Source organism: Marinomonas ostreistagni (genome assembly GCF_016888445.1).
Classification (GTDB): Bacteria; Pseudomonadota; Gammaproteobacteria; order Pseudomonadales; family Marinomonadaceae; genus Marinomonas; species Marinomonas ostreistagni.
This window is the reverse complement of the sequence record NZ_JAFEKF010000002.1, coordinates 441,980-467,314: the sequence shown is the minus strand read 5'-3', so window position 1 is coordinate 467,314 and position 25,335 is coordinate 441,980. Positions and strand designations below refer to the sequence as shown.

Annotated in this window: 21 protein-coding genes; 4 read left to right on the top strand and 17 right to left on the bottom strand. The window is 51.2% G+C overall.

Going from position 1 to position 25,335, the window contains the following annotated elements; translation table 11 throughout:
• Positions 1-19: 19 nt before the first annotated feature.
• The 8 genes from JQX58_RS07625 to JQX58_RS07590 form a co-directional block, all read right to left on the bottom strand.
• Complete coding sequence (locus JQX58_RS07625; RefSeq protein ID WP_204146239.1) at positions 20-1,441, bottom strand: FAD-dependent oxidoreductase; 1,422 nt, start codon at positions 1,439-1,441, stop codon at positions 20-22.
• A gap of 217 nt (positions 1,442-1,658) precedes the next feature.
• Complete coding sequence (gltB, locus tag JQX58_RS07620) at positions 1,659-6,110, bottom strand: glutamate synthase large subunit (RefSeq protein ID WP_204146238.1); 4,452 nt, start codon at positions 6,108-6,110, stop codon at positions 1,659-1,661.
• A gap of 398 nt (positions 6,111-6,508) precedes the next feature.
• A complete protein-coding gene (locus JQX58_RS07615; RefSeq protein ID WP_204146237.1) occupies positions 6,509-8,074 on the bottom strand; it encodes an SPOR domain-containing protein in 1,566 nt (521 codons plus the stop codon).
• A gap of 25 nt (positions 8,075-8,099) precedes the next feature.
• Positions 8,100-9,194 (bottom strand): 3-dehydroquinate synthase, encoded by a 1,095-nt coding sequence (gene aroB / locus JQX58_RS07610; RefSeq protein WP_204146236.1) that lies wholly within the window; start codon positions 9,192-9,194, stop codon positions 8,100-8,102.
• 6 nt (positions 9,195-9,200) lie between these two features.
• Positions 9,201-9,740: a shikimate kinase AroK gene (gene aroK / locus JQX58_RS07605; protein ID WP_204146235.1), complete on the bottom strand. Its 540-nt coding sequence runs from the start codon at positions 9,738-9,740 to the stop codon at positions 9,201-9,203.
• Positions 9,741-9,781: 41 nt separating this feature from the next.
• Positions 9,782-10,933 carry a type IV pilus secretin PilQ gene (locus JQX58_RS07600; protein WP_239090216.1) on the bottom strand — a complete coding sequence of 384 codons (1,152 nt, stop codon included), beginning with the start codon at positions 10,931-10,933 and terminating at the stop codon, positions 9,782-9,784.
• A 26-nt stretch (positions 10,934-10,959) separates the two neighbouring features.
• Positions 10,960-11,631 (bottom strand): hypothetical protein, encoded by a 672-nt coding sequence (locus tag JQX58_RS07595; protein ID WP_204146233.1) that lies wholly within the window; start codon positions 11,629-11,631, stop codon positions 10,960-10,962.
• The gene (locus JQX58_RS07590) at positions 11,628-12,473 is read right to left on the bottom strand and encodes a hypothetical protein (RefSeq protein WP_204146232.1); all 846 of its coding nucleotides are present in this window, start codon (positions 12,471-12,473) and stop codon (positions 11,628-11,630) included. Before JQX58_RS07590 ends, JQX58_RS07595 begins: the two co-directional genes overlap by 4 nt.
• A gap of 191 nt (positions 12,474-12,664) precedes the next feature.
• Between JQX58_RS07590 and JQX58_RS07585 the strand changes: the two genes are divergently transcribed.
• On the top strand, positions 12,665-15,100 hold the full coding sequence (locus JQX58_RS07585; protein WP_204146231.1) for a penicillin-binding protein 1A: 2,436 nt from the start codon (positions 12,665-12,667) through the stop codon (positions 15,098-15,100).
• Positions 15,101-15,129: 29 nt separating this feature from the next.
• On the opposite strand, the gene JQX58_RS07580 is transcribed toward JQX58_RS07585, so the two are convergent.
• The 9 genes from JQX58_RS07580 to JQX58_RS07540 form a co-directional block, all read right to left on the bottom strand.
• Positions 15,130-15,942: an HAD-IIB family hydrolase gene (locus JQX58_RS07580; protein ID WP_204146230.1), complete on the bottom strand. Its 813-nt coding sequence runs from the start codon at positions 15,940-15,942 to the stop codon at positions 15,130-15,132.
• Entirely contained in the window at positions 15,935-16,708 is a 774-nt protein-coding gene (locus tag JQX58_RS07575; RefSeq protein ID WP_204146229.1) for a DeoR/GlpR family DNA-binding transcription regulator, read from the bottom strand. Before JQX58_RS07575 ends, JQX58_RS07580 begins: the two co-directional genes overlap by 8 nt.
• Positions 16,705-17,436, bottom strand: coding sequence for a glycerophosphoryl diester phosphodiesterase (locus JQX58_RS07570; RefSeq protein ID WP_204146228.1), 732 nt, complete (start codon positions 17,434-17,436; stop codon positions 16,705-16,707). Before JQX58_RS07570 ends, JQX58_RS07575 begins: the two co-directional genes overlap by 4 nt.
• Entirely contained in the window at positions 17,427-18,506 is a 1,080-nt protein-coding gene (locus tag JQX58_RS07565) for a sn-glycerol-3-phosphate import ATP-binding protein UgpC (protein ID WP_204146227.1), read from the bottom strand. The genes JQX58_RS07570 and JQX58_RS07565 overlap by 10 nt, the downstream gene beginning before the upstream one ends.
• 1 nt (position 18,507) lies before the next feature.
• A complete protein-coding gene (gene ugpE / locus JQX58_RS07560; protein WP_204146226.1) occupies positions 18,508-19,350 on the bottom strand; it encodes a sn-glycerol-3-phosphate ABC transporter permease UgpE in 843 nt (280 codons plus the stop codon).
• The gene (ugpA, locus tag JQX58_RS07555; RefSeq protein WP_204146225.1) at positions 19,350-20,225 is read right to left on the bottom strand and encodes a sn-glycerol-3-phosphate ABC transporter permease UgpA; all 876 of its coding nucleotides are present in this window, start codon (positions 20,223-20,225) and stop codon (positions 19,350-19,352) included. The genes ugpE and ugpA overlap by 1 nt, the downstream gene beginning before the upstream one ends.
• Positions 20,226-20,319: 94 nt before the next feature.
• Entirely contained in the window at positions 20,320-21,618 is a 1,299-nt protein-coding gene (gene ugpB, locus JQX58_RS07550; protein ID WP_204146224.1) for a sn-glycerol-3-phosphate ABC transporter substrate-binding protein UgpB, read from the bottom strand.
• A gap of 187 nt (positions 21,619-21,805) precedes the next feature.
• Positions 21,806-22,138: a hypothetical protein gene (locus JQX58_RS07545; RefSeq protein ID WP_204146223.1), complete on the bottom strand. Its 333-nt coding sequence runs from the start codon at positions 22,136-22,138 to the stop codon at positions 21,806-21,808.
• Positions 22,139-22,143: 5 nt separating this feature from the next.
• Positions 22,144-22,719 (bottom strand): DUF502 domain-containing protein, encoded by a 576-nt coding sequence (locus JQX58_RS07540; RefSeq protein ID WP_204146222.1) that lies wholly within the window; start codon positions 22,717-22,719, stop codon positions 22,144-22,146.
• Between the two features lie 195 nt (positions 22,720-22,914).
• On the opposite strand from JQX58_RS07540, the gene JQX58_RS07535 reads away from it, so the two are divergent.
• Genes JQX58_RS07535 through JQX58_RS07525 form a run of 3 tightly spaced genes read left to right on the top strand, consistent with a single transcriptional unit; the run spans position 22,915 to position 25,274 of the window.
• Positions 22,915-23,649, top strand: coding sequence for a 5-oxoprolinase subunit PxpA (locus JQX58_RS07535; RefSeq protein WP_204146221.1), 735 nt, complete (start codon positions 22,915-22,917; stop codon positions 23,647-23,649).
• Between the two features lies 1 nt (position 23,650).
• Positions 23,651-24,361: a 5-oxoprolinase subunit PxpB gene (pxpB, locus tag JQX58_RS07530; protein WP_204146220.1), complete on the top strand. Its 711-nt coding sequence runs from the start codon at positions 23,651-23,653 to the stop codon at positions 24,359-24,361.
• Positions 24,351-25,274: a 5-oxoprolinase subunit C family protein gene (locus tag JQX58_RS07525; RefSeq protein WP_204146219.1), complete on the top strand. Its 924-nt coding sequence runs from the start codon at positions 24,351-24,353 to the stop codon at positions 25,272-25,274. The genes pxpB and JQX58_RS07525 overlap by 11 nt, the downstream gene beginning before the upstream one ends.
• The last annotated feature ends 61 nt before the right edge of the window (positions 25,275-25,335 follow it).

Sequence of the window (25,335 nt, the reverse complement as noted above, 5' to 3'; positions counted from 1 at the left end):
GTGAGTCACATGACGAAACTTAAACGTCGAGGAAGTCCATAATGCCTTCTGCGGCTTTACGACCTTCATCGATCGCGGTAACAACGAGGTCAGAGCCACGTACCATGTCGCCGCCAGCGAAGATTTTTTCGTTGGTGGTTTGGTACATATAGCGGCCATTGGTGGGTGCTAGCACACGACCTTTACTATCGGTCTGGATACCAAATTTTTCGAACCAAGGCGCTGGGCTTGGCTGGAAGCCGAATGCCACCAAAACCACATCGGCCGGAACCACTTGCTCGCTGCCTTCAATGATTTCGGCGCGGCGACGGCCATTTTCATCCGGCTCGCCCATTTGCGTTTCAACCACCTTGATGCCTTCTACTTTGCCATCACCAATGATCTCAACTGGCTGACGGTTAAAGAGGAACTGCACGCCTTCTTCGCGGGCATTCTTCACTTCTTTGCGCGAGCCTGGCATGTTTTCTTCATCACGACGGTAGGCACAGGTTACGCTCTTAGCGCCTTGGCGAATCGAGGTACGGTTACAGTCCATCGCTGTATCACCACCGCCTAATACCACGACTTGTTTGCCTTTCATACTAATGAAGTCTTCTTCATTCTCTTCAAAGTCTAAGCAGTGGTTAACGTTGGAGATCAGAAAATCGAGCGCGTCATAAACACCAGGTAGATCTTCACCAGGGAAGCCGCCCTTCATGTATTTGTAGGTACCCATACCTAGGAACACCGCGTCGTATTCTTCAAGGATATGCTCAAATGGCACATCATCACCGACACTGGTACCCAGTACGAATTCCACACCCATCTCTTCAAACACTTCACGACGGCGTGTCATGACGGTTTTTTCCAGTTTGAACTCCGGGATACCAAAGGTCAGCAAGCCGCCAATCTCTGGGTTTTTATCAAATACCACGGGCTTGACGCCGTTACGTACCAGGATGTCAGCACAAGCAAGGCCAGCAGGACCCGCGCCCACAATGGCCACGGTTTTGTTCACTGGCACAACTTTGGACATATCCGGACGCCAGCCTAAAGCAAACGCTGTATCCGTGATGTATTTTTCCACAGAGCCGATGGTTACGGCACCGAAGCCGCCTTCGCCTAGCGTACAAGAGCCTTCACACAAACGGTCTTGTGGACACACACGGCCACACACTTCTGGCAGTGAGTTGGTTTGGTGGCTCAGCTCAGCCGCTTCTAAAATATTGCCCTCTGCAACCAGCTTGAGCCAGTTAGGAATGTAGTTGTGTACCGGACACTTCCATTCACAGTAAGGGTTACCACACTCCAGACAACGGTGCGCTTGATGCTTGGCACTGTCTTCTTCGTACGGGCGGTAGATTTCGACAAACTGCGACTTACGCGTCAGCAGTGGCTTTTTCTTTGGATCTTTACGATCTACTTCAACAAATTGAAATACGTTGTTCAAGCGCTCAGACATAAGCTGCTATCTCCTGTGGCCGCGCTGAGCGCGGCACTCTTTCAAATGGGAAACCCAATGCCACTCAAGCAGCAGAACGTTTAAACAAGCCTGATCATGGCCAGCATTCAGTCCATGGAAGGACGCTCCGCTCTCTTCAGACATGGATGTCTGACGAGGCGGTGCTGCTATGATTAGGCGTGCTGCTAATGACATTGATGGAAAACCGGACTACCAATTACTCTGGACGTTGACGAGTATTCGCCAATAGTTGCCCTAGGCTGGCCGCCTTCGGTTTCACTAACCAGAACTTACCGATGTAGTCGTAGAAGTCTTCTAGGATTTCTCGGCCCCACTCACTGTTCGTTTCACGAACATATTCTTCAATCACACCACGTAGGTGTGAGCGGTATTCTTCAGTCAACTCAGTACCCACACGTTGGATTTCCACCAACTCGTGGTTGTACTTGTCGACGAAGGTACGATCCAAGTCGAGTACGTAAGCAAAACCACCGGTCATACCCGCACCGAAGTTGTAACCCGTGCTGCCCAATACCGTGACCAGACCGCCAGTCATGTATTCACAACAGTGATCGCCTGCGCCTTCAATGACAGCGTGACAACCTGAGTTACGCACCGCAAAACGCTCACCTGCGGTACCCGCTGCAAACAATTTACCGCCGGTTGCACCGTACAAGCAGGTGTTACCGATAATGGCCGATTTTTGCGACTCAAATACCGAATTCTGCGGCGGACGCACGATCAGCTTACCGCCCGTCATGCCTTTGCCCACATAGTCGTTGGCATCGCCTTCAAGGTACATGTGCAAACCACCGGCGTTCCACACACCGAAGGATTGTCCTGCCGTACCTTTAAGCTTTAACGTCAACGGTGCATCAATCATGCCTTGGTTGCCGTAGCGCTTAGCAATTTCACCGGACAAACGCGCTCCGATCGAGCGGTCTTGGTTGGTCACGGTAAAGGCATACTCACCACCTTCTTTCTCTTCCACCGCATGCTGCACCGTTGACCACATTTTCTCAGCCAGTAGGCCCTTATCGTGTGGCGGGTTAAACGGCACTTGGCAGTACTGTGGTTTGTCCGCAGGGATCGCATCGTTATTTAGAATCGGCGACAGGTCCAAGTTGGCTTGCTTCTCCGTTTCCCCCGGTAGCAAGGTCAACAAATCGGTACGGCCAATCAACTCAGCCATGGTGCTAACACCCAGTTTCGCCATCCACTGACGCGTGTCTTCGGCCATAAAGCGGAAGAAGTTTTTGATCATTTCAACCGTGCCAATGAAGTATTCTTCACGCAGTTTTTCGTCCTGCGTCGCGACACCTGTGGCACAGTTATTGAGGTGACAGATACGCAAGAATTTGCAACCCATAGCCACCATTGGTGTGGTACCAAAGCCAAAGCTTTCTGCACCAAGGATCGCCGCTTTCACGACATCCAAGCCAGTTTTTAAGCCGCCGTCAGTTTGCAGACGAATCTTGCCACGCAGATCGTTGGCACGCAGTGCCTGTTGCGCTTCGGCAAGACCTAGCTCCCATGGCGAACCGGCATGACGGATCGATGTGATCGGCGATGCCGCGGTGCCACCGTCGTAGCCTGAGATGGTGATCAAGTCGGCGTACGCTTTGGCAACACCCGCCGCGATCGTACCGACACCTGGCTCAGAAACAAGTTTCACTGAGACCAAGGCTTCAGGGTTGACTTGTTTCAAGTCGAAGATCAGCTGCGCCAAGTCTTCGATCGAGTAAATATCGTGGTGTGGCGGTGGCGAAATCAGAGTAACGCCCGGTACCGAGTAACGTAGACGCGCAATCAAGCCGTTTACTTTACCGCCAGGTAGCTGACCACCTTCACCTGGCTTGGCCCCTTGCGCCACTTTAATCTGCAGCACTTCCGCGTTGACTAGGTATTCTGGTGTCACACCAAAACGCCCCGAGGCAATCTGCTTGATCTTAGAACGGCGCTCAGTGCCATGACGCGCTGGGTCTTCACCACCCTCACCTGAGTTAGAGCGACAGCCCAATTCGTTCATCGCTTGCGCTAAGGCTTCGTGCGCTTCAGGTGACAAGGCACCTAGCGACATACCTGCCGAGTCAAAGCGCGGCAAGATGCTCTCGATCGATTCAACTTGGTCAACATCGATAGAAGGCGCATCAAAGCGAATGCCAAACAAGTCACGTAGCATCGATGCTGGGCGTGTGTTGACTAATTCAGCGTATTTACTGAAGTCTTCAAACTTGCCGCTGGTGACCGACATTTGTAAGTTTTTAACCACATCTGGGTTAAAGGCGTGGTATTCCTGACCGTGTACATATTTCAGGTAACCGCCTTGATTGATCGGCTTACGCGCTTTCCAAGCATTGTTAGCAATCAAGGATTGCTCGCGCTGGAAGTCCGCAAACGTTGCCCCTTGAATACGGCTTGGCACACCTTTGAAACACAGATCAACCACTTTGCTGTCTAGGCCCACGGCTTCAAATAGCTGTGCACCACGGTAAGACGCAACGGTAGAAATGCCCATCTTCGACATGATTTTCATCAGGCCTTTGTTGATGCCTTTACGGTATTTCTGGTGGCACATAATCGGGTCGCCCAAGACTTCGCCTTTGTCGATCATGTCATTGATCAGACGGTAAGACAGATATGGGTACACCGCGGTCGCACCGAATCCTAGCAACACCGCAAACTGGTGTGGGTCGCGGGCAAAGGCGGTATCGGCAATGATGTTAGAGTCACAGCGCAAGCCCACTTCTGTTAAGTGATGATGCACCGCACCGACAGCCATCGCCGCAGGGATTGGCAACAAGCCTTTTTCTAGATCCCGGTCAGTCAGCACGACAATCACAGCACCGTTACGCACCACTTCTTCAGCACTGTGCTTAAGGTTTTCGATCGCCTGCTCTAGGCTGATCTCTTCTGGATTGTAGTAAGTGTTCAAACGCACCAAGCGGAAACGATGATCTTCCATCGCCAACAAACGGCTGTACTTGCGTGGTGACAGCACTGGCGACGATAAGATAATACGGTTAGCGTGCTTTGGCGTTTCTTCAAACAGGTTGCGCTCAACACCGATCAAGGTCTCAAGGGACATTACCACCGATTCACGCAGTGGATCGATCGGCGGGTTAGTGACTTGCGCAAACTTCTGACGGAAGTAGTCGGTCACCGGACGCGTTTGGTTGGACATGACCGCCATCGGCGTATCATCACCCATAGAGCCAACCGCTTCATGACCACTTTCGGCCAACGGACGGAAGATTTGGTCACGTTCTTCGAACGAGACTTGGAACATCTTCTGATAGGTCGACATCTGCTCTGGGGTAAACGGCACGAACTCCATCGAATGCTCTTGTAGCAAGGCTTCGATGCGCAAGCCTTCTTGCTTCAACCACTTCTTGTAAGGGTGTGCAGACTTAAGTTTGTTGTCGATATCGTTGGTGTGTAGTACTTCACCGGTTTGCGTGTCGACCACCAACATTTGACCTGGGCCCACACGACCTTTAGACACGACATCTTCGTCTTTGTAGTCGTAAGTACCGATTTCAGATGCCAGTGTGATGTAACCATTTTTGGTCACCACCCAACGTGACGGACGCAGACCGTTGCGGTCTAGCATACAGATTGCATGGCGACCGTCAGTCATAACTAAGCCCGCTGGACCGTCCCATGGCTCCATGTGCATAGAGTTAAACTCGTAGAATGCACGCAGCTCAGGGTCCATGTTTTCAACGTTTTGCCACGCCGGTGGAATAATCATGCGTGCCGCACGGAAGATATCCATACCGCCCGTCACAAGCAGTTCCAGCATGTTGTCCATCGAAGACGAGTCAGAACCGGTTAGGTTGACCACTGGCGTTAATTCTGGAATCTCAGGTAACAATGGCGAGCGTAATTTGCTGCCACGGGCGATCGCCCAGTTACGGTTACCTTCAATGGTATTGATCTCACCGTTGTGCGCCAACATGCGGAATGGCTGTGCTAACGGCCATTTTGGCAAGGTGTTGGTAGAGAAACGTTGGTGGAAGACACAGATCGCGGTTTGCAGTTTTTCGTTGCCAAGATCTTGATAAAAAGTCGGTAGATCCACTGGCATCATCAAGCCCTTGTAAGACAACACTTTGTCTGACAAAGAACAGATATAGAAATTTTCGTACTGCGCCAAAGCGATTTCAGCACGACGACGCGCGACAAATAAACGGGTCGCGAAAGTACGGGCATCCAAACGATTGCTGTCGACAAATACCTGCTCAATGCGTGGCAGACAATCCATCGCGATCGTACCCAAGCAAGAAGGATCCACTGGCACGTCACGCCAGCCCACTACGTTTAACCCTTCGTCTTCTAGTGCTTTGGTTAGTACATCACGTTGCTCGGTCGCCAAGGTCGCATCTTGGTCCATGAAGACCATACCAATGCCGTATAAATCCGAAAAAACGTGGTTAAATAACGACACAGCTTCTTCACGAAGAAATGCATCTGGCTTTTGGATTAACAAGCCACAACCATCACCGGTCTTACCATCAGCGGCGATACCGCCACGGTGCGTCATACTGGTCAGTGATTCGATTGCGGTCTTGAGAAGGTCGTGACTAGACGTGCCTTCCATGTGAGCGATCAGTCCAAACCCACAGTTGTCTTTGAACTCGCCAGGACGATAAAGGCCTGCATTCATACACCAACTCCCACAGTTAAAAGGTAGAAATCTCTACTTGATTCAGTTCATGTCGCATCTAGTGGACAGGCATCGAACGCGCCTGAGAATGGTTTTTATAGACCCACTAATGCGTTAAAAGGTGATTCAATATACTCCGCGCCCAGAAGGCACTCAAATTTGACAGGTCGTTTTTTGCACAAAAAGTGCTGTTTTTAGGCATTAGATGAAAACCATTCTCACGCAAATGGAGAATTATCTATGGTCGCCGTTATAGCCAGCAGAAAATTCCACTGGCATCGGTGGTAATCCAGTCGAATATGGTTTTTTTTACTTTTTTTGAATTTTTTTACCAGAAAGCGACTTAAATCATGCAGAAAAGATGCAGTAACGCCCTAAAGAGTGGGATTTTTGTAGGATTATTGACCATTGGCGCGACGAATATCCTGCTGGATACCACGTACGCTTCGTGCCCAAGGGTTGAGGCTAGCAAGCCCGCCAGGCAGATTTTCTACCGCGCCGATGGCTTCACTGCGATTACGATACTCGCCATACACTACCACATACCAAGGACGGCCATTGTGTAGAGCTTCGAAGTAGCTAAACGCATCTAAGCTACCTTGGTCACGGATAAAATCTTGCACTGTGTCTTGGTTATGGGTGCCGAGTAGCTGCAAAGTATAACGGTTTGGATTGCGCTCCAACCAACGCTGCGTTTGGTTGAAAGGATCGCTCGGAGCGACTGTTTCTGGCTCTGACGCTGGTTCGGGCGCGCTGGCCACCTCCGGCTCTTCGCTCTCCAGTACTGGTGCTGACACGCGCGGTTCACTGGCGCTGGTAGAATCATTATTGCGTAACGGCGCTGGCGCCACCGAAGACACTGACGTGTTATTGCCATTGCTGGTGCCACTGTTGGCTGCTATCGGCGGTAAAGAAACCGGACTCTCTTGGCCAATCTGACGCTGCATCTGCTCAATGCGAGCAATGGTTTCAGAGCTGGCTTGGCGCGGTGCTTGGCTAATCGGGGCGATACTAGTACTAGCGGTGTTCGCGGGGGCTTCGTCTTCGCCGCCACTGAAAATAACCGCCACCAAAATACCCAGCATCACAATGGATAGCAGCGCCATATGCACGACAGGAAAGCCAAAGGATAACCCGCCGGAAAACTTAAAGGGTGATGACTTGGTGCCTTTTTGCATGCTCTTGGCGGCATTTTTATCGCCCATCATGGCGAGCGCTGCTTGATTGATCTTACCAGGGTGGCCTTGCGACCGTTGGTAGATCTTTTTCACCTGCTTCTCGTTAAATGGCAAGTTGATGCCACCACCAATCGCTCGCACACGGTGCAGCATATAGGCACGCGTTTGATCCAAGCTAAACGGCTCTAGCGTCAACTCATGACTAAGCTGTTGGTAACGATTTTGCTGATAAGCGTCGAGGTTTTGCGCTAGCGAATGCTCAGTAAACAGCGCCACATGCGGCACTTCTTGTGATTCCGTGGCCAAGGACATCATGTCCATCAGCATAATCACGGCATCGGTATTCAGCTCATGGGCATTATCAATCAGGATAATGGCTTTTTGACCCTTAGCTTCCATCTCATGAGAGAACTTCAGCAACGGGCCAAAGGATGTGCCCGCATTGCTACTGTCGAGTAAGTCGGCATAGCCTGCGTAGATGGCTTGTAGGAGCTGACCTGCTGTCATCAACATGGAGGCGTTGACATGACTGATCATGGCGCTATCGGCTTGCAAACGAATAAACTCTTGCAGGAAGCGTGTTTTACCGCTGCCGCTCGCGCCCATCACCACCGACAGCAAGTTAGAGTAACGACTCAAGTGCTCCAGCATGCCCAGCTGCTGATTGCGCTCCTCACTAGAGAAAAACACTTGTGCGTCATTTGAGCCGAACGGATTCCTCAGCATCACCTTAGGTTGCTGATCTAGGGCCTCCTCCAGATTGAACTGAAAGTCCGACTCAGACATTGTCTTCCTCTACATGAGTAAAAATTTATTGAGCAGCCGCTTCAATGGCGTCGTCCAGACACGCATTAAAATCGTCCATAGCAAAATCAGCCGTCACACAAGCATCCCCCAAGGCATTGAGCAATACTAGGCGTAGACTGCCATCCAGTACTTTTTTGTCCAGCAACATGCGATCCATAAAGGCTTCGCGGGTCATGCCGCGCGGTGGCAACACAGGTAGTTTGGCTTGTTCTAATAAGGCCACACTACGTGCCACGTCTTGCTCACTTAAATTACCTAAGCGCCAAGACAGGTCGACCGCCATCACTGTACCAGCGGCGACCGCTTCACCGTGTAACCATTGACCATAGCCCATTTCTGTTTCAATCGCATGGCCAAACGTGTGACCTAGGTTCAAAATAGCACGAATTCCACCTTCTTTTTCATCTTGCGCCACGACATAGGCCTTAGCTTTACAAGATTCAAAGATCGCATGGGTGACGGCTTCTTGATCCAAAGCCATTAATGGCTCGATTTGCGCTTCTAGCCATTCAAAGAATGGTGCGTCACAGATCAAACCGTATTTGATCACTTCAGCCATACCGGCTGACAGCTCACGACTCGGCAATGTATTTAGCGTATCGGTATCAATCACCACCGCTTGAGGCTGATAAAACGCCCCGATCATATTTTTACCCAGCGGATGGTTCACACCGGTTTTACCGCCAACAGACGAATCAACCTGTGACAATAACGTTGTTGGTACTTGGATAAACGGCACGCCACGCTGATACGTTGCGGCAGCAAAGCCTGCCATATCACCAACGACACCACCGCCAAGAGCGATAATCGTCGTCGTACGATTGTGTTTGGCTTCCAGTAACGACGTCATGATTTGCTCATAGGTCGCTAGGGTTTTGTATTGTTCGCCGTCCGGTAGGATACAAGTGGCCACTTGGTAATCATCCTGCAGTAGCGTCACCAATGCATCAAGATAGTATTCTGCTACCGTGGTATTGGTTACGATCATAACTTGTTTGCCGTGAATCGCCTCATCAAACAATGCTTTTTGCTGACGAATACCAGCACCAATGTAAATAGGGTAACTGCGGTCCCCTAGTTCGACCGTAAGCGTGCGCATAGTAAGCTATGCCTCCGTTTTCAAATACTTCTTAATCGCGTCCATTACTTTATTAGCAACGGATTTGGGGTGGCGCGAATCGGTTTCGACAATCACTGACGCGACTTCTCTATATAAAGGGTCGCGTAGTTCAAATAAGCGGCTCAAGGTTTCTTTTGGATTACCTTGCTTAAGCAATGGGCGGTTATTGCTTTTTGATGTGCGCTGCAATTGCTGCGCAACCGACGCCGATAAATACACTACCAAGGGCTGTGTTTTGAGCATGGCACGGTTTTCGTCTTTCATCACAATACCGCCACCGGTGGCAAGTACCACCGGCGCTTGATCGTCTTCGAGCATGCTTTGCAGCGTTTGAGTTTCGCGACGACGAAACCCTTCTTCCCCTTCTTTTTCAAAAATCCAAGGAATGTCCGCGCCAGCATTCTCTTCTATGACTCGATCCGAGTCGTAAAATTCTCTGTCTAGCTGTTGCGACAGAAGGCGTCCAATGGTGGTTTTACCGGCACCCATTGGACCCACCAAAATAATAGTGGGGGCGTTAATCATTGTAATTAGTACTTCGAAGTTAAACTGTTATTGGCTACTGCCTAGTTTACCGACATTTTTAGCAGTTTTGGCGTAATAAATACAAGTAATTCAACCTTTTCTTGCTGCTCGGTTTCTTGGCGAAACAAAGCTCCCATTACTGGCACATCACCTAACACTGGAACTTTGTTGACATTAATAAAGGTTTCTTCTCGATAAATCCCGCCTAATACCAGTGTTTCACCATTTTTTACTTCAACCTGCGTCTGTACCCGATTGGTTTCGATACTGGGCACACCGTTAACCATTTCACCAACCGAATCTTGGTGAATTTTTAAATTGAGCAATAAGGTGGTTTCATCTTTGACCTGCGGTGTGACTTCCAGCATTAAACCGGCTTGGCGAAACTCAACACTGACATTGTCATCGTCGACGACTTGATAAGGCACCTCCGTGCCCGACTCAATGCGCGCGGGTTGTCCTTCAGCGGTGACAATTTTAGGGCGCGCCAAAACGCTGGCAGACCCTTGACGCTCGAGCCAATCAAGCGTCGCTGATAAGGCTAAATTGCCCGTTACTCCCGAGATGCCTAAGTTTACGGGCGCTGCCGCAAGTCCCAGATCGATATCGCCCAAAATGGAGGTTTGTGATTGATCTAATAAGCGTGCGTGCCAGTTAACACCTAGCTGCTCTTGCACCGAGTCACTGACTTGCGCGATTTCAGCACCGATCTCAATTTGACGCGTGGGACTGTCGAGCCACTCAAACGCCATGGCTAAGGTCTCAGGCGCACCGCAATAGCGCGTCATAATAGCATTGGTACGCGGATCAATAATGGTGCCCAAATCACTAAAATATTGCTTTAGATAGGTGCCAACCGTGACCGCTTTGGCGTGTTTTAAATGCCAGATAGCGTGATCACATTGATCCTCTAAGACGCTCGCCTCTGCGGACGCAGCGACTGCTTTGGGCGCCAAAATGGCAATTTCGCCTTGCCAACTCAGCTGCAGCTGTAATTGTGCCGCGACCGCCGCCATGATCTCAGGCCAAGTGGCATCGCGAATGGCAAGAGTGACATTTGCGGCAATGCTTTCATCGATAATCACACTTTGCTCAAGCTCTGCTGCCAGCTGTGGTAATACAGCTTGTATCGGCTGATTGCGCATAAACACATCCAAGGCCAGCACTTTGCTGCTTGCAAGCCAAAGGGTCATTAGACAAATCTTTATGCACAACGCTTTCATGGCTTTTCTCCCAGCACGGTACTAGTGCTTGGCTTAACGAAAGGCAGCTGATGCGTTTGCCCATGCTGATCGTTCAACAGGATTCGATCCTGCTGTACTTCGCTTAAAGTCGCTTGCAATAAAGGCGACCACTGACCTTGGCGTAGCCACACTTCTTGCTGCTGCACTTTGACCAAAGCCGCGGCATGGCGCCCTTGCACCGTACTCACTAATACTCCTTGCTCCGTCCAGCTGGAGGTTTGCGACAGCGGTAGCACGTCATAGTTAGGCTTTAGGGTGCTGGCGGGCACAAATGCCCACTCTAAGTCTCCGTGCCATTGCTTGCCCTGGCGTTGCCAACGAATCGTTTGCGGCACGATCCACAACTGCTGTTGTAACCCTTCAAGTTGCGTCTGCCAGTCGGCGAGAGACTGCTGATGCTGTAACCGCAAACCTTGCCACCTTGGTGCGCTGCCTAGTAACGTCAGACTTGGATCTTGGCTTAAAGCATTGATGGCTTGCTGCTGGCGCTGCTGCTGTAGCGTTGCGAATTGAGCTTGCTGAGCGTCAGCAATACGCTCCGCGCGCCATTGCCAGAGCGTATTAAGGGCCCAAGCGGCAAGCAAACACTCCAACAGTAGCGCGCCGACTAACCATTGCTGAGCACGCGATGTGGGCGTCTCACTCATGGCTGTTCTCCCGACGTGCTTAAGGTCAGCGTTAATGGGGGCAGATGAGCGGGCCACTGTTGTTGCCACAAAGTGATGTCTTGAGCGTTGCCCGACAGGGCTAGCTGGACGTGCCCAGTGGAAACTTGCAGCTGATCAACGCGCACTTGGGGCGGTAAACTGCGGATATAGGTCAAGCTGTCTAACACGCCCGGCGCCACCTTCGCGCCAGTATCTAAGGCTGTTGCGGGCCACTGCGCCACGGGCGTGGTGCTGTACATATAACCTGCTAATAGAATCGTCAGCACAGCAAGGCCTGCCATCGCACGTACTAACTGGCGTCGCTGGCGCTGCTGTTTGCGCTGTTCAATATAGTGACTGGAGAAGGGCTCAAAAGCACTTGTATTGCGCAGTAGCGTACGCCATCGAGAGGCTTGCCCATGACGTAGTAATCCCTCACTCATAATGTGCGCACGGGTCAGCTCACTCAGCTGCTCAAACACGGCTTTAGGCAACACCGCAAAGCGCAATTCTTGCCGCTCTGTTAGACGATAAGAAAAACTGGTGACTCGTTCAGTTTCGAGCAAATGGCAACAATGGCCGCTGTAGGTGTGCGCCGCCATAGGGTAAAGCTCGCTTGGAAAGCGCGGTTCAAGCGTGTAAACGCCGTTGCTAAGCCACTCATCAGGCAGGCAAATTGGCCAGCGTAAGCAGGTCTTAGGTAAGGTTTTGAGCTGGGCGATGGCTTCGTCAATGCCTAACGCTGGGGGCGTAGGCGATGAGGCTAGTGCTTGAGCGAGTGTCATCACTTGCCAGCACTGATCGCGCCACAGCAAAAGCTTGGGACGTGTAAAAATGAGCATGGTTCCCTCCATGAACAATGTTTGCTGACAGTCCGTTGTCAGACATAAATTTGACGACTTTTATGAACCAAATCCCTTAATTCGCGTCAAATCTTTACACCAAGATAGCACGATTTTGTCACGCTACAAGTCCCCACTGTCTATTGTTCTCAGGTATACTCCATGACACATAAAATAATCAGCGACCTATCATGGCCAAGACTCTAAAAATACTCTTGATTCTGTTCGTCCTGGGCGCACTCGCCGCCGTTGGGGTGACCTACGCTATCTACACACAAGTAAAAGATCGCATTCCTACCGTGGAAGAAATGAAAGCGATCGAATTACAAATCCCACTGCGTATTTATACACGCGACGAACAGCTTATTGGTGAGTTTGGTGAGCAGCGCCGAACACCACTTAAGTACGAAGATATCCCCAAAGATCTCGAAAATGCCGTCTTAGCAGCCGAAGATAGCAACTTTTACCATCACCCCGGTGTGGATGTCGTTGGTCTATTACGTGCTGTATTTCAGCTTGTGACCAGTGGGGAAATCCAGAGTGGCGGTAGTACCATCACCATGCAGGTGGCACGTAACTACTTTTTGTCGTTTGAACAAACCTTCATGCGCAAATTCACCGAGATCTTTATTTCGTTAAAAATGGAGCAAGAGCTGTCTAAGCATGAGATTCTTGAGCTCTACATGAATAAGATTTACCTCGGTAAACGCGCTTACGGTTTCGATGCAGCGGCGCAGGTGTATTATGGCAAGCATTTAAGTGAGCTGGATTTAGCGCAATACGCCATGATCGCAGGCTTACCTAAAGCTCCGTCACGCTATAACCCAGTCGCAAACCCCTCACGCGCCTTGATTCGTCGTAACTGGATTCTACAACGCATGCTCTCGCTGGGTATGATCGAAAAAGAAGCCTACCAAGCGGCGGTCGAAACCCCGGTCACCGCCAAAAACTATGGCATTCAACCAGACGTCGAAGCCAACTACGTGGCTGAAATGGTGCGCCATCAGCTCTATCAAGAGTACGGTGATGAGCTCTACACCAAAGGCTTCACGGTCTACACCACGATCAATTCAGAGCGCCAAAAGGCTGCCAACAAAGCCATCTACGATGGCGTGCTCGCCTATGACGAACGTCACGGTTACCGCGGCACGCTAGATACCCGCACTGGCTTGATCGATGCACCGCTCGAAGAGCAGACCGAAGTCCTACAAGACATTGACAATCTACCTGAATGGCGCGCCGCGCTGGTGCTTGAAACCAATGCCGAGCGTGCTTCAGTACGCCTAGAAAATGGCGACAAGTTTGAGCTACCGTTTGCAGCGATGGAATGGGCAGCGCCCTACATCAATGAAAACTATCATGGCAAAGCGCCTACATCAGTCAGCGATGTCATGGTACCTGGCGATATTATTCAATTACGCCCTGATGCAGATACCACTTGGCGTCTGACGCAAATGCCAACGGTACAAAGTGCCCTAGTGTCGCTGGATAGCCAAACCGGTGCGATCGAATCGCTGGTCGGCGGTTTTAACTACTTTGCCAACAAGTTTAACCGCATTACGCAGTCTAAACGTCAGCCTGGCTCGAACTTCAAGCCGTTTATCTACTCAAGTGCCTTAGACCAAGGTTATACCGCGTCTACCGTGATTAACGATGCGCCAGTCGTGTTCCATGACACTAATCTTGCGCAAGCGTGGCGCCCAACCAACGATGGCGGCAAATTCTATGGTCCAACCCGTCTGCGCCAAGCCTTGTACCGCTCGCAAAACGTGGTCTCGGTACGCCTACTGGACGAGATGGGCATTCGCCCGACGCTAGAGTTTTTAAAACGCTTTGGCTTTGATCCAGACGAGTTACCGCATAACTTATCGCTGTCACTTGGTAGCGCCAACTTATCGCCGATGCAAGTGGCCTCAGGCTACACCGTGTTTTCTAATGGTGGTTTCCGTGTCGAACCTTACTTCATCGATCGTATCGAAGATCGTGATGGCGAAGTCATTTTCGAAGCGCAACCGACCACTGTTTGCCGTGACTGCAGCGTGCTAGAAGAACCTAACGAAGCGGGTCAAACCGTCGGCCTATTTGGCTCTGGTGAAGACGCACAAACGCGACCAACGGCACCACGCGTATTAGACGAAGAAGTCAGCTACATCATCTACGACATCATGCGTGACGTTATCCGCTATGGTACTGGCCGTCGTGCCCGTGTGCTGGATCGTGATGACATTGCTGGCAAGACCGGCACCACCAACGATGGCCGTGATGCCTGGTTCTCAGGCTTTAATGGCGATGTCGTAACTACTGTCTGGACTGGCTTTGATGACATGTCGCCACTGGGTCGCGGCGAATGGGGTGGTTCCGCCTCACTACCGACTTGGATTAACTACATGCGTGAGCGTCTCGACGGTAGCCCAGTGAGCTACGTGAATAAGCCTTCTTCATTGGTGACGGTGCGTATCGACCCTGAGACAGGTGAACGTGCTTACCCTGGCCAAGACAATGCGATCTTTGAAATCTTCCGCCCTGACCACGTCCCGACGGAACGCGCAGTCAATAATAATCAGGAATCTAACGGTGGCTCTGGTAATGGTGGCAACAGCAATATTGCTATCGAAAACCTGTTCTAGACTATCTTAGCTCGACAAAAAAGCGCTGTTTACAGCGCTTTTTTAGTTTGCGCCAACAACAATTTGTCGGCCAGCTCAGCAAAGCCAAGGCCGCCCGCTTGCGCGGTAATGTAGCGCGGTAAATGTTGCATGTGCGCCAAGTGTTGCGTGATATTAGCGACACCGACACTTAGCGGAAACTTGGCAAACATGGTTTCATCGTTCGGCGCATCGCCCACATACAACACTTGTTGCGCCATATGATCCGGTGCGATCGCTAAGCGCTGCGCTAACACTTTTGCGGCCATAGCATACTTATCCACACCCGCCTGACACACATTAATGTGGATCGAAGAAACTTTGGCATTCAGGCCAAGTTCAGTGAGCTCGTGCAGCAGAGCTTGGCATTGCGCGGTCGCGGGCGGGCGGATTTCTTGGCCATAATCAATTGCCACATCGGTCAGGCGATAGGCTTGGTCACGGCTCAGTTTCAGCGGCGCAAAACGTTCTAGAAGCGGCTCTAAAAGTGTCAAAAGCTCGGCTTGACGCGCGCGCATCAGCTCCTCTGCCACAAAAAACTCATACTCCACACAGCCATTTTCGGGCTGCAAAAAAACACCGCCCCCTTCACTGATGACACCACTCACGGGCAACACCCGCGCCATCATGTCGGACCATCCGGCACAACCGCCCGTCACGGGAATCACGCCGACCCCCGCCGCTTGCAGACGATATAACGCTGCTAAGGTTGGCGTTGGTAATTGTCCATCCAAGGTTAAGGTATCGTCGAAGTCGGTCAGTACATAACGCACCGATTGCAATGCTTGCGCGGTTAAGGCTTCCAGTGCCAACGGGCTAGACATAGGCGTTCTCAGTACAGGTAATAATCTGCGTGCCTGAGCTTTCTAAAACCTCCATTTGCGACGTTGCGATGGCATCGGTAAACAAACTTTCGATGGTATTAAAGCTGGCCACACAAGCACTCGCCTTGCGCCCCCATTTATGTTGATCTGCCACCAACAAGGTATGACGACTTTGCTCGATCAAGGTGCGGCTGATATTGGCTTCGTCGGCATCAAAGTCGAGCACGCCGTAACGCTCGTGCAAGCCGCCACAGCCAAGCACACCGTAATCAAAAACATACTTGCGCATGCTGTCTATGGCATCACTGCCAACTAGATCACAGTGTCGATGACGCATACGCCCAGCGGTTAAACGCACGCTGATATCTTCGCGCTGAGCAAACAGGGTCGCCACGGTGAGGTTGTTGGTAAAGATTTGCAGCGCCTGATGATCGAGCAAGGCTTTGGCGACATTTTCGACGGTCGTGCCGATGCCCAAAAACACCGAGGCACCATTAGGAATATTGGCAGCGACGCGCTGGGCAATCGCCTGCTTAGCAACGCTATTAAGGTGCTGGCGATTGGCAAACGGGAGGTTTTCAGCGGTTGAGACAGGAGCAATGCCACCGTGCTGACGGCGCACCAAATGGCGTTCCGCTAGCTGATTAATGTCTTTACGGATGGTCTGGGATGATACCGCAAAGCGCTCCACCATATCCTCTACTAACAACAGGTCGCACTGCTGCACCCAGTTTAAAATATGCAGTTGTCGTTCGTTGAGACTCATGAATGCTCCAACGCCATAAACGGACGCGGATCGTCGGTAATCACCGCATCCATGCCCCAATCCCAATGATCTGTCACCAGTTGTGGGTCATTGGCGGTATAACAAAGCAGCTGATAACCGGCGGATTTGATGGCGCGCGCCTGCGCTTCGGTCAACGGCTTGTAGTGACAATTCAGACTGTAGGCTTCGATGGCCGCGAGCTTTAATAACCAATCATCAGGGACTTGGTTGACCAAGTAGCCTAGGTGTAATTGCTTATTGGTGTGATAGCACCACTGTAACGCGGGATAGTTGAAGCTGGAGATCATCAGCTTGTCATTGTCCTGCCAACGCTCAGCCAGCAGCGCCAAAATCGGCGGTACGACCTGCTCTATTGCTGTGCCGTCGTATTTTATTTCAAGGTTTAACCCTAAGCCCAACGCTTGAATACAGTCGATGGCTTGCTCAAGCGTCGGTATCTTTTCCCCCTCATGCTCACCACCAAACCAAGTGCCGGCATCTAAGGTTAAGATCGTCTCAAGATTCGCCTCTACCGTATTGCCGATGCCATTGGTACAGCGCTCTAAGGTGTCATCATGGAAAATGATCAGACCCCCTTGGGCAATTGGGTAAACATCAATTTCGACCCACTTGACGCCAGTGGCGGCCGCGGCGCGAATCGACGCCAAGGTGTTCTCAGGGGCCAGCAAGGCTGCGCCACGGTGGCCCATTACTTTGCTTAGTTGCATTGCGTTATCCTTTTCTGAGTGTCTCCATCAAATACATGCCACGCCTCAGGGCTGACACGCAACCCGATACGCTCACCTAGCGCCGGTTGATGTTGTCCGGCTAAGCGCACCACAAAGGTAGGCGCTGTGTCGCCCCAGCCTTCTAAGGTGCCATGCAACAAGGTTTCGGCACCTAATGCCTCGATGGCGAGCACTTGTAACTGCAGCGCTGTCTCTGACAGCGGTACGATATCCACATGCTCAGGCCGTACGCCCAATAATACTGATGATGCCAAAAGGTGTGGACAAGCCACCGGGATATCCACATCTAGCGCGGGCTTGCCATCGACCATCTTGCTGGGGATAAGATTCATCGCTGGCGAGCCAATAAATTGTGCGACAAAAGTCGAGGCTGGTCGCTCATAAACCTCCATCGGGGTACCGATTTGCTCCACATGACCTTGATTAAGCACCACTAAGCGATCGGCCAGTGTCATGGCTTCGACCTGATCATGGGTCACATACAAGGTCGTGGTGCCAAGCTTACGCTGCAGGGCGCGAATTTCTACGCGCATTTGTACCCTGAGTTTAGCGTCTAAATTCGACAATGGCTCATCAAACAAAAACACCTTAGGATCGCGCACCATCGCACGTCCCATGGCCACTCGTTGACGCTGACCACCCGATAGTTGCTTGGGCTTGCGCTGTAACAGCGCCTCTAATTCCAGCATCTTAGCCACCGCTTGCACTTGCTCGGTGATCTGGGCTTTAGCGATACCGCGATTTTTCAGGCCATAGGCCATATTGTCGTACACCGACATGTGTGGGTATAAGGCATAGTTTTGAAACACCATAGCGATATCGCGCTGTGCTGGCTCTTTATCATTAACGCGCTCATCTTGGATCAGCAGCTCACCCGTGCTAATACTTTCAAGCCCTGCCACCATGCGCAGCAAGGTGGATTTACCACAACCCGATGGGCCTACCAGCACAATAAACTCACCGGCAGCGATCTCAAGATCAAGGCTGGCAACCGCTGTATGGCCGTTCGGATAGGTTTTTCCCATCTGTTTGAGGATAACTTCTGACATGTTACTTCTCCGCGTCGACCAAGCCTTTGACGAACAGCTTTTGCATGCTGATCACGACCAACACTGGCGGCAACATCGCCAACAACGTGGTCACCATGACTTGGTTCCATTCAATTTCACCGTTGTCCACCGACAGCAAACGTTTAATACTCATCACCAGCGTGTAATAGGCATCATCTGTGGTCACGATCAAAGGCCATAGATACTGATTCCAGCCGTAGATAAATAGGATCACAAACAAGGCCGCAATTTGTGTGCGCGACATGGGCAACAAAATATCGCAAAAGAAACGCAGCGGGCCGGCGCCATCGATGCGCGCGGCCTCTACTAATTCGCTGGGAATGCTCATAAAACACTGGCGAAACAGGAAGGTGGCCGTCGCACTGGCGATCAAGGGCAACGTCAGCCCTGTATAGCTGTTGAGCAGATCCAGATTGGCCACCACCTGATAGGTCGGCACAATGCGCACTTCCACTGGCAGCATCAGAGTAAAGAAAATCATCCAAAATGCCGCACCACGAAAGGGAAAGCGGAAGAACACAATGGCATAGGCGGACAACAGCGAAATCGCAATTTTGCCAAACGTAATGCCAAGCGCCATGACCAAGGAGTTGAGCGTCATACGTAGCAACTGCGACATATCGCCATCCTTACCTAGCAACACCTGCTGCCAGTTAGCCAAGGCTTGATCGCCAAACCAAAGCGGCACAGCGCCGGCAGCAAACGCATTGGCCGGATGGGTCGATGCGACGAGTGCCACCCAAACAGGCAAAGCCACTACCACAATGCCTAGCCATAAAATCAAATGACTGACAAACGTCAGCCCAGGACGATGTTCAATCATTAGTACTGCACCTTACGCTCAATGTAGCGAAACTGAATAATCGTCATCAGGCCAACCACGACCATCAGCACCACAGACTGGGCGGCCGAGCTGCCCAAATCCAGACCAACGAAGCCGTCCTTATAGACCTTGTACACCATGGTGGTGGTACTTTGCCCAGGCCCACCTTGAGTCGTAGCATCGATCACAGCAAAGGTATCAAAGAAGGCGTACACCACATTCACCACCAACAAAAAGAAGGTCGTCGGCGAGAGCAACGGTAAAACGATGTCGAAAAAGCGCTTCGCTGGACCAGCGCCATCGATTGCCGCCGCCTCGATCAAAGAGCGTGGAATCGCCTGCAGCCCCGCTAGGAAAAATAAGAAGTTGTAGCTGATTTGCTTCCAAGTGGCAGCGATCACCACCAACAGCATGGCCTGATCACCGTTAAGATAATGATTCCAGTCCACGCCCAACGTTTGTAGCGCCAAGGCGAGCGGCCCGATACTCGGATCAAACAGCACCCACCAGAGTACGCCCGCCAACGCTGGGGCCACGGCATAGGGCCAAATTAATAGGGTTTGATAGACCATGGCGGCGCGCAGTACGCGGTCAGCCATGACGGCCAAGAGCAGTGCCAACACCAGCCCTAAACCCGCTACCGACACGCTAAACACTAACGTCGTGCCCAGCGCGGCAAAATATTCAGCGCTCTGAAACAACGCAATAAAGTTATCCAAGCCAACAAAATCACGACTTAAACCAAAGGCGTCTTCTTGATAAAACGCCTGCTCGACCGCTTGTCCCGCTGGCCAGAGAAAAAACACTGCGGTCACCAACAGCTGCGGCAACAACAATCCGTAAGGCAGCCATTTTTGTGGAAAATATACAGACATATCAGACTCTTAGTGCTTTATAAGCGCAAAGGCTCGGCGCCAACACGCCTCCCTTGCATGGGAGGCGGTCACACCATTTAGCGTTATGAAGGGATTAATCGTTGGCTTTTTCGAACTTACGTAGCAGCGCATTGCCGCGCTCAACGGCAGCGTCTAGAGCCACTTGCGCGGTTTTATCACCAGCCCACACTGCCTCAAGCTCTTCATTGATGATGTCACGGATTTGTACGAAATTACCTAGACGCAGACCTTTTGAGTGCTCGGTCGGTGTTACAGCCGTCATCTGCTTAACCGCAACATCTGTGCCTGGGTTAGCCTCATAAAAGCCCTGCTCAGCCGTTAGCTCATAAGCCGCTTCGGTAATCGGCAAGTAGCCCGAGAATTGGTGCCAATCGGCCTGCACATCAGCTTGTGACAGGAAGCTTAAAAACGCCGCCACCGCCTCATATTCGGCCTCGCTTTTGCCTTGCAATACCCACAAGGACGCGCCACCAATGATGGTATTTTGCGGAGTGTCAATCAGCTCGTCATTGTACGGCAGCTGCGCCACACCAAAGTCAAAGTCAGCGTTACGCTTCACCCCAGCATAGCCTGCAGAAGACTCCATGTGCATGGCACATTCTTGGCTATAAAACTTAGACGCTGAGTCACTGCGTCGTCCGCCATAGCTAAATACACCATCTTGTTGCCAAGCACGCATTTGCTCGATATGCGCCACTTGCGCCGGACTATTAAATTGCAGCTCAGTATCTAGACCGGCAAAACCATTGGCCTTTGAAGCAAACGGTAAATCATGGCGGGCGCTGAAGTTTTCTAACTGAATCCAAGACTGCCACGCGGTGGTGAAGCCACATTCGACGCCATTTTCGACCAACGTCTGTGCGACGTCGCCAAGCTCTTGCCAAGTGCGCGGCACACTGACACCGGCTTGTTCAAACTGCTCTTTGTTGTAATACAGTACTGGAGTGGAGCTATTAAACGGCAGCGACAACATATTGCCATTGTTATCCGTGTAGTAGCCCGTCACAGCACTTAGATAATCGTCTTGGTCAAACGCTTGATCTGTGTCTTGCATCAATTGATACACGGGATAAATAGCGCCTTCTGCGGCCATCATACTGGCCGTGCCCACTTCAAACACCTGTACTAAGGCAGGCTGTTGTTTGGCACGAAACGCGGCAATCGCCGAGGTCATGGTCTCGGTGTAGTTACCTTTAAACACCGGTTTTACTTCATAATCGTCTTGCGCCGCATTAAAGGTCGCCGCGATCTCATCGACCTTTTCACCGTTGGCACCGCCCATGGCATGCCACCATTCAATTTGTGTTGCTGCCATTACCGAACTAGAGGTGGCCAGACCGACCGCCAAAGATACCAACGCAAACTTACCCATGAAGCATTCCCTCGTATTGATGTAAAAAGTTAAGGCTTAAGCGCCTTAGACTCTGTTGAGGGTACGGGGCAAAGATGTCATTTTCATTGCGAGGCTATTTCAAATGAAAACTTAAGTATTTCATTTGAAAAAGTAAGCTTATCTATGGGCACAAAAAAGCCCGCTTGAAGCGGGCTTAGACAGATCATTAAAGCGTTTTTAACAAGGCTTCAATTTCGTGCTTTTTCTTGCGCGACTTCACAAAATTGGCCATCACCGACGCGGCGGTAATACCAATCAAAGCCGACAACATCGGGTCGTTGCCATAGCTTTTGATAAAGCTGTACACCAGCAGCACGCTGCCAACGATCAAAATTAAAGGCTGATAAGACACCTTTAGTGCACCGGTCTTTTCATTTTCGACGATGGTGACGCCATAAAACGAGCCTAACGAGCCCACATAGATACGGCGCGGAAAGCGCTTTAATTTGGCCGGATAACCGTTTTCTTCCAGTCGTTCACAGATCTGTTCTAATTGCATAGGGCTCACTTTTTCGATTGCACCCCACCGGTCACAGCGATACGCATGCCTTCTTCCATGGTGACATCCAGCGGGGTTAACTTATCGCGGGAGACATACACAGTCATACCGCCGATTTGGTAACTCAGTGGCAAATATACGCCGACTAGATCTTGTTCGCCAAATAAACGCTTACCCATTTGCTCACCGGTGACAAAGCCGATCATTTGCATGCCTTGGATTTCCAATGACACAACGCTTTGATGCCCAGTTTTTTTCGACAAGTTGAACACCGTCATCATGTCTTGCAGCGCACCATAGATGGATTTCACCAACGGGATTTTTTCAAACAAGCGCTGACTCAGTTTCATCAGATAGCGAATGCCGTAAAAATTCACCACCAAGCCGACTAACGCCAACAGCAACAAACTGGTGACCACGCCAAGGCCTGGAAAATAATAGTCACTTGGCCACACTAACAATACCAAGGGGCGCGCCAATTCTTCCGCTGTAGCCAACAACCAATAGAAGAAATAGATGGTCAGGCCGATCGGCAATACCGCTACGAGGCCTTTTAAAATCATGGAAATCAGTTTGTTCATTGCTCACTCCTATTCGTTGTCTAGAGCATACAAAAGCCGTTCCAACTTAGATAGACACGCCTCAAGTAAAAGCTCAGTAAAAGCGTCTAGAAGCAGTCAACATTGATCAGACTTGTTGCCTTTGGCCGAGCTGGTTAAGCTACACCTTAACAAACAGGGTCGATGTCGCCCTGATCGGTATTTGCGGAGCAGGTTATGAAACTAAATTGTGATATGGGTGAAGCCTTCGGGGCGTGGACGATGGGACGGGATGAAGAGATCATGCCCTACATTGATCAGGCCAATATTGCCTGTGGCTTTCATGCGTCCGATCCATTGACGATGCATAAAACAGTCGCACTGGCCAAGCAACATCAGGTCACCATCGGCGCACACCCTGCTTACCCTGATCTGGTTGGCTTTGGCCGCCGCAATATGGACATCGCACCGAATGAGCTCAAAGCATTGATTCAATACCAAATCGGCGCGCTGCAAGGCATTTGCCAAGCCCAAGGCACACACGTGAGCTACGTGAAGCCCCACGGGGCGCTGTACAACACCATGATGGCCGACTTTAGCGTGTTAGAAACGGTGATGCAGGCGGTCAGCGAATTAGGCAACCGCTTAGTATTAATGGTGATGGCCATCCCAGAGGCAGACCAAGTCAAAGCATTGGCAAAGAAATATGCCCTTGATCTTTGGTTTGAAGCCTTCTCAGATCGCCTCTACACGGACGCAGGCCGATTAACACCGCGCAAACAAGCCAACGCCGTGCACCAAAGCTTCGACTTAATCGAACAACAAGTGCATAACCTTAGCCAACACGGCTCATTGATCACCGAATCCGGTCAGTCTTTGGCGGTGCACGCAGACACTATTTGTGTCCACGGCGACGGCGATCACGCCCTCGATGCAGTGCAACGCATTCGTGCCGCCATCGGACAGCGCTGATATGTCTAACACACTCATATTTCCACCGCATATAGAACTGGTCAGCGATCATGCCTGTTTACTGACCTTTGCTGAGAGTATTGATGAGCATGTCGCCGAGGTCATTGCTAAGGTGAGTCAAGCATTACACGACTGTGCTGGCATTATTGATATCGTACCGTCGTATACGACACTCTTGGTGACGTTTGACACCGACCATTACGACCGTTTCAAGATTCTAAGCAAAATCAAGCTGTTATGTGAAAGAATCGACCTCAATGCGACGTCACAAAGCGAGCGTCGTGACGTGGTTATCCCGGTCTACTATGCCCCAGAGGTCGGACCAGACCTTGAAGACGTCGCCAAGCAATGCAGCTTGACGGTAGATGAAGTCATCAAGCAGCACAGCGAAACCGTGTATCGCGCCTACGCCATTGGCTTCGCACCTGGCTTTGCTTTTTTAGGCAATACGCCCGAAGCTTTGCGCCTGCCACGTAAAACCACACCACGCTTAAAAGTGCCGCGCGGTAGCGTCGCCATCGCTGAACAACAAAGCGCTGTGTACCCTAGCGAAACGCCCGGCGGCTGGCATTTGTTAGGCCGCACGCCACTGACTCTGGTGGACTGGCAGAGCGACAGTCTTGCCTTGATTCAAGTCGGTGACCGAGTGCGCTTTGAGCCTATCAGTCGCGAGCAATTCATTGCCCAAGGAGGCCAGCTAGATGGCGTTTAACGTAATCAAACCAGGCATGCTGGCGCTGGTACAAGACCTTGGCCGACATGGTTATCAGCATCTTGGCGTGACCACCGGCGGTGCTATGGATGAGTACGCGTTTCGCTGGGGCAATGCCTTACTGGATAATGACAGCCACGCGCCGCAGATCGAAATCACCTTCGGCATGTTTGCCGTAGAAGCCCAAGCGGCAACCAGCATTGCCATCACTGGGGCGGATTTGGGCGCGACGTTGAATGATCAGTATCTTGAGCCCTGGCAAACCTACGCCATCCATAAAGGCGATATCTTGGCCTTTCATCAACCTCAAGTTGGCCTGCGGGCGTATTTGGCCGTCAAAGGTGGCTTTGTCGTCGACCCGGTACTGGGCAGTGTGGCGACCGTTATGCGCGAGCAACTGGGTGGTTTAACGGGCGTCGGCGACAAACTTTCCAAGGGCGATGTACTGGTTTTCCAAACCAGTCACCAGCACCAAGCGCGTCATGTCCCTCGCTTAGCTCGACCTGACTACCTGCAATCCCAGATTAATGTGGTCACAGGCTATCAGTACCAGCAGTTCTCAAGGCTTGACCAAGCACGCTTTTTTAGTAGCACCTATACTCTGAGCCAACATTGTGACCGCATGGGCTATCGCTTAGAAGGCCAAGCCATCGGGCAAGAGTTGAGTGGTATTATCTCCGAAGGCATCACCTATGGCGCCATTCAAGTGCCCAGCGATGGGCAGCCGATCGTGTTGCTAAGAGACCGCCAAACCATTGGCGGCTACCCTAAAATCGGCTGCGTCACCAATTTATCAGGCGCCTTGCTGTCACAAAAAAAACCCGGTGATCAGATCCATTTTCGTGCCATCAATGTCGCCGAAGCGGAGTATGAGCGCCATCTACAGCTAGCGCGTCTACAGCAGTGGCGTTAAGCCGTTACACTAAATGACATAACCGCTGCCGAGAATTACATAAAAATCCTCTACTATGAGT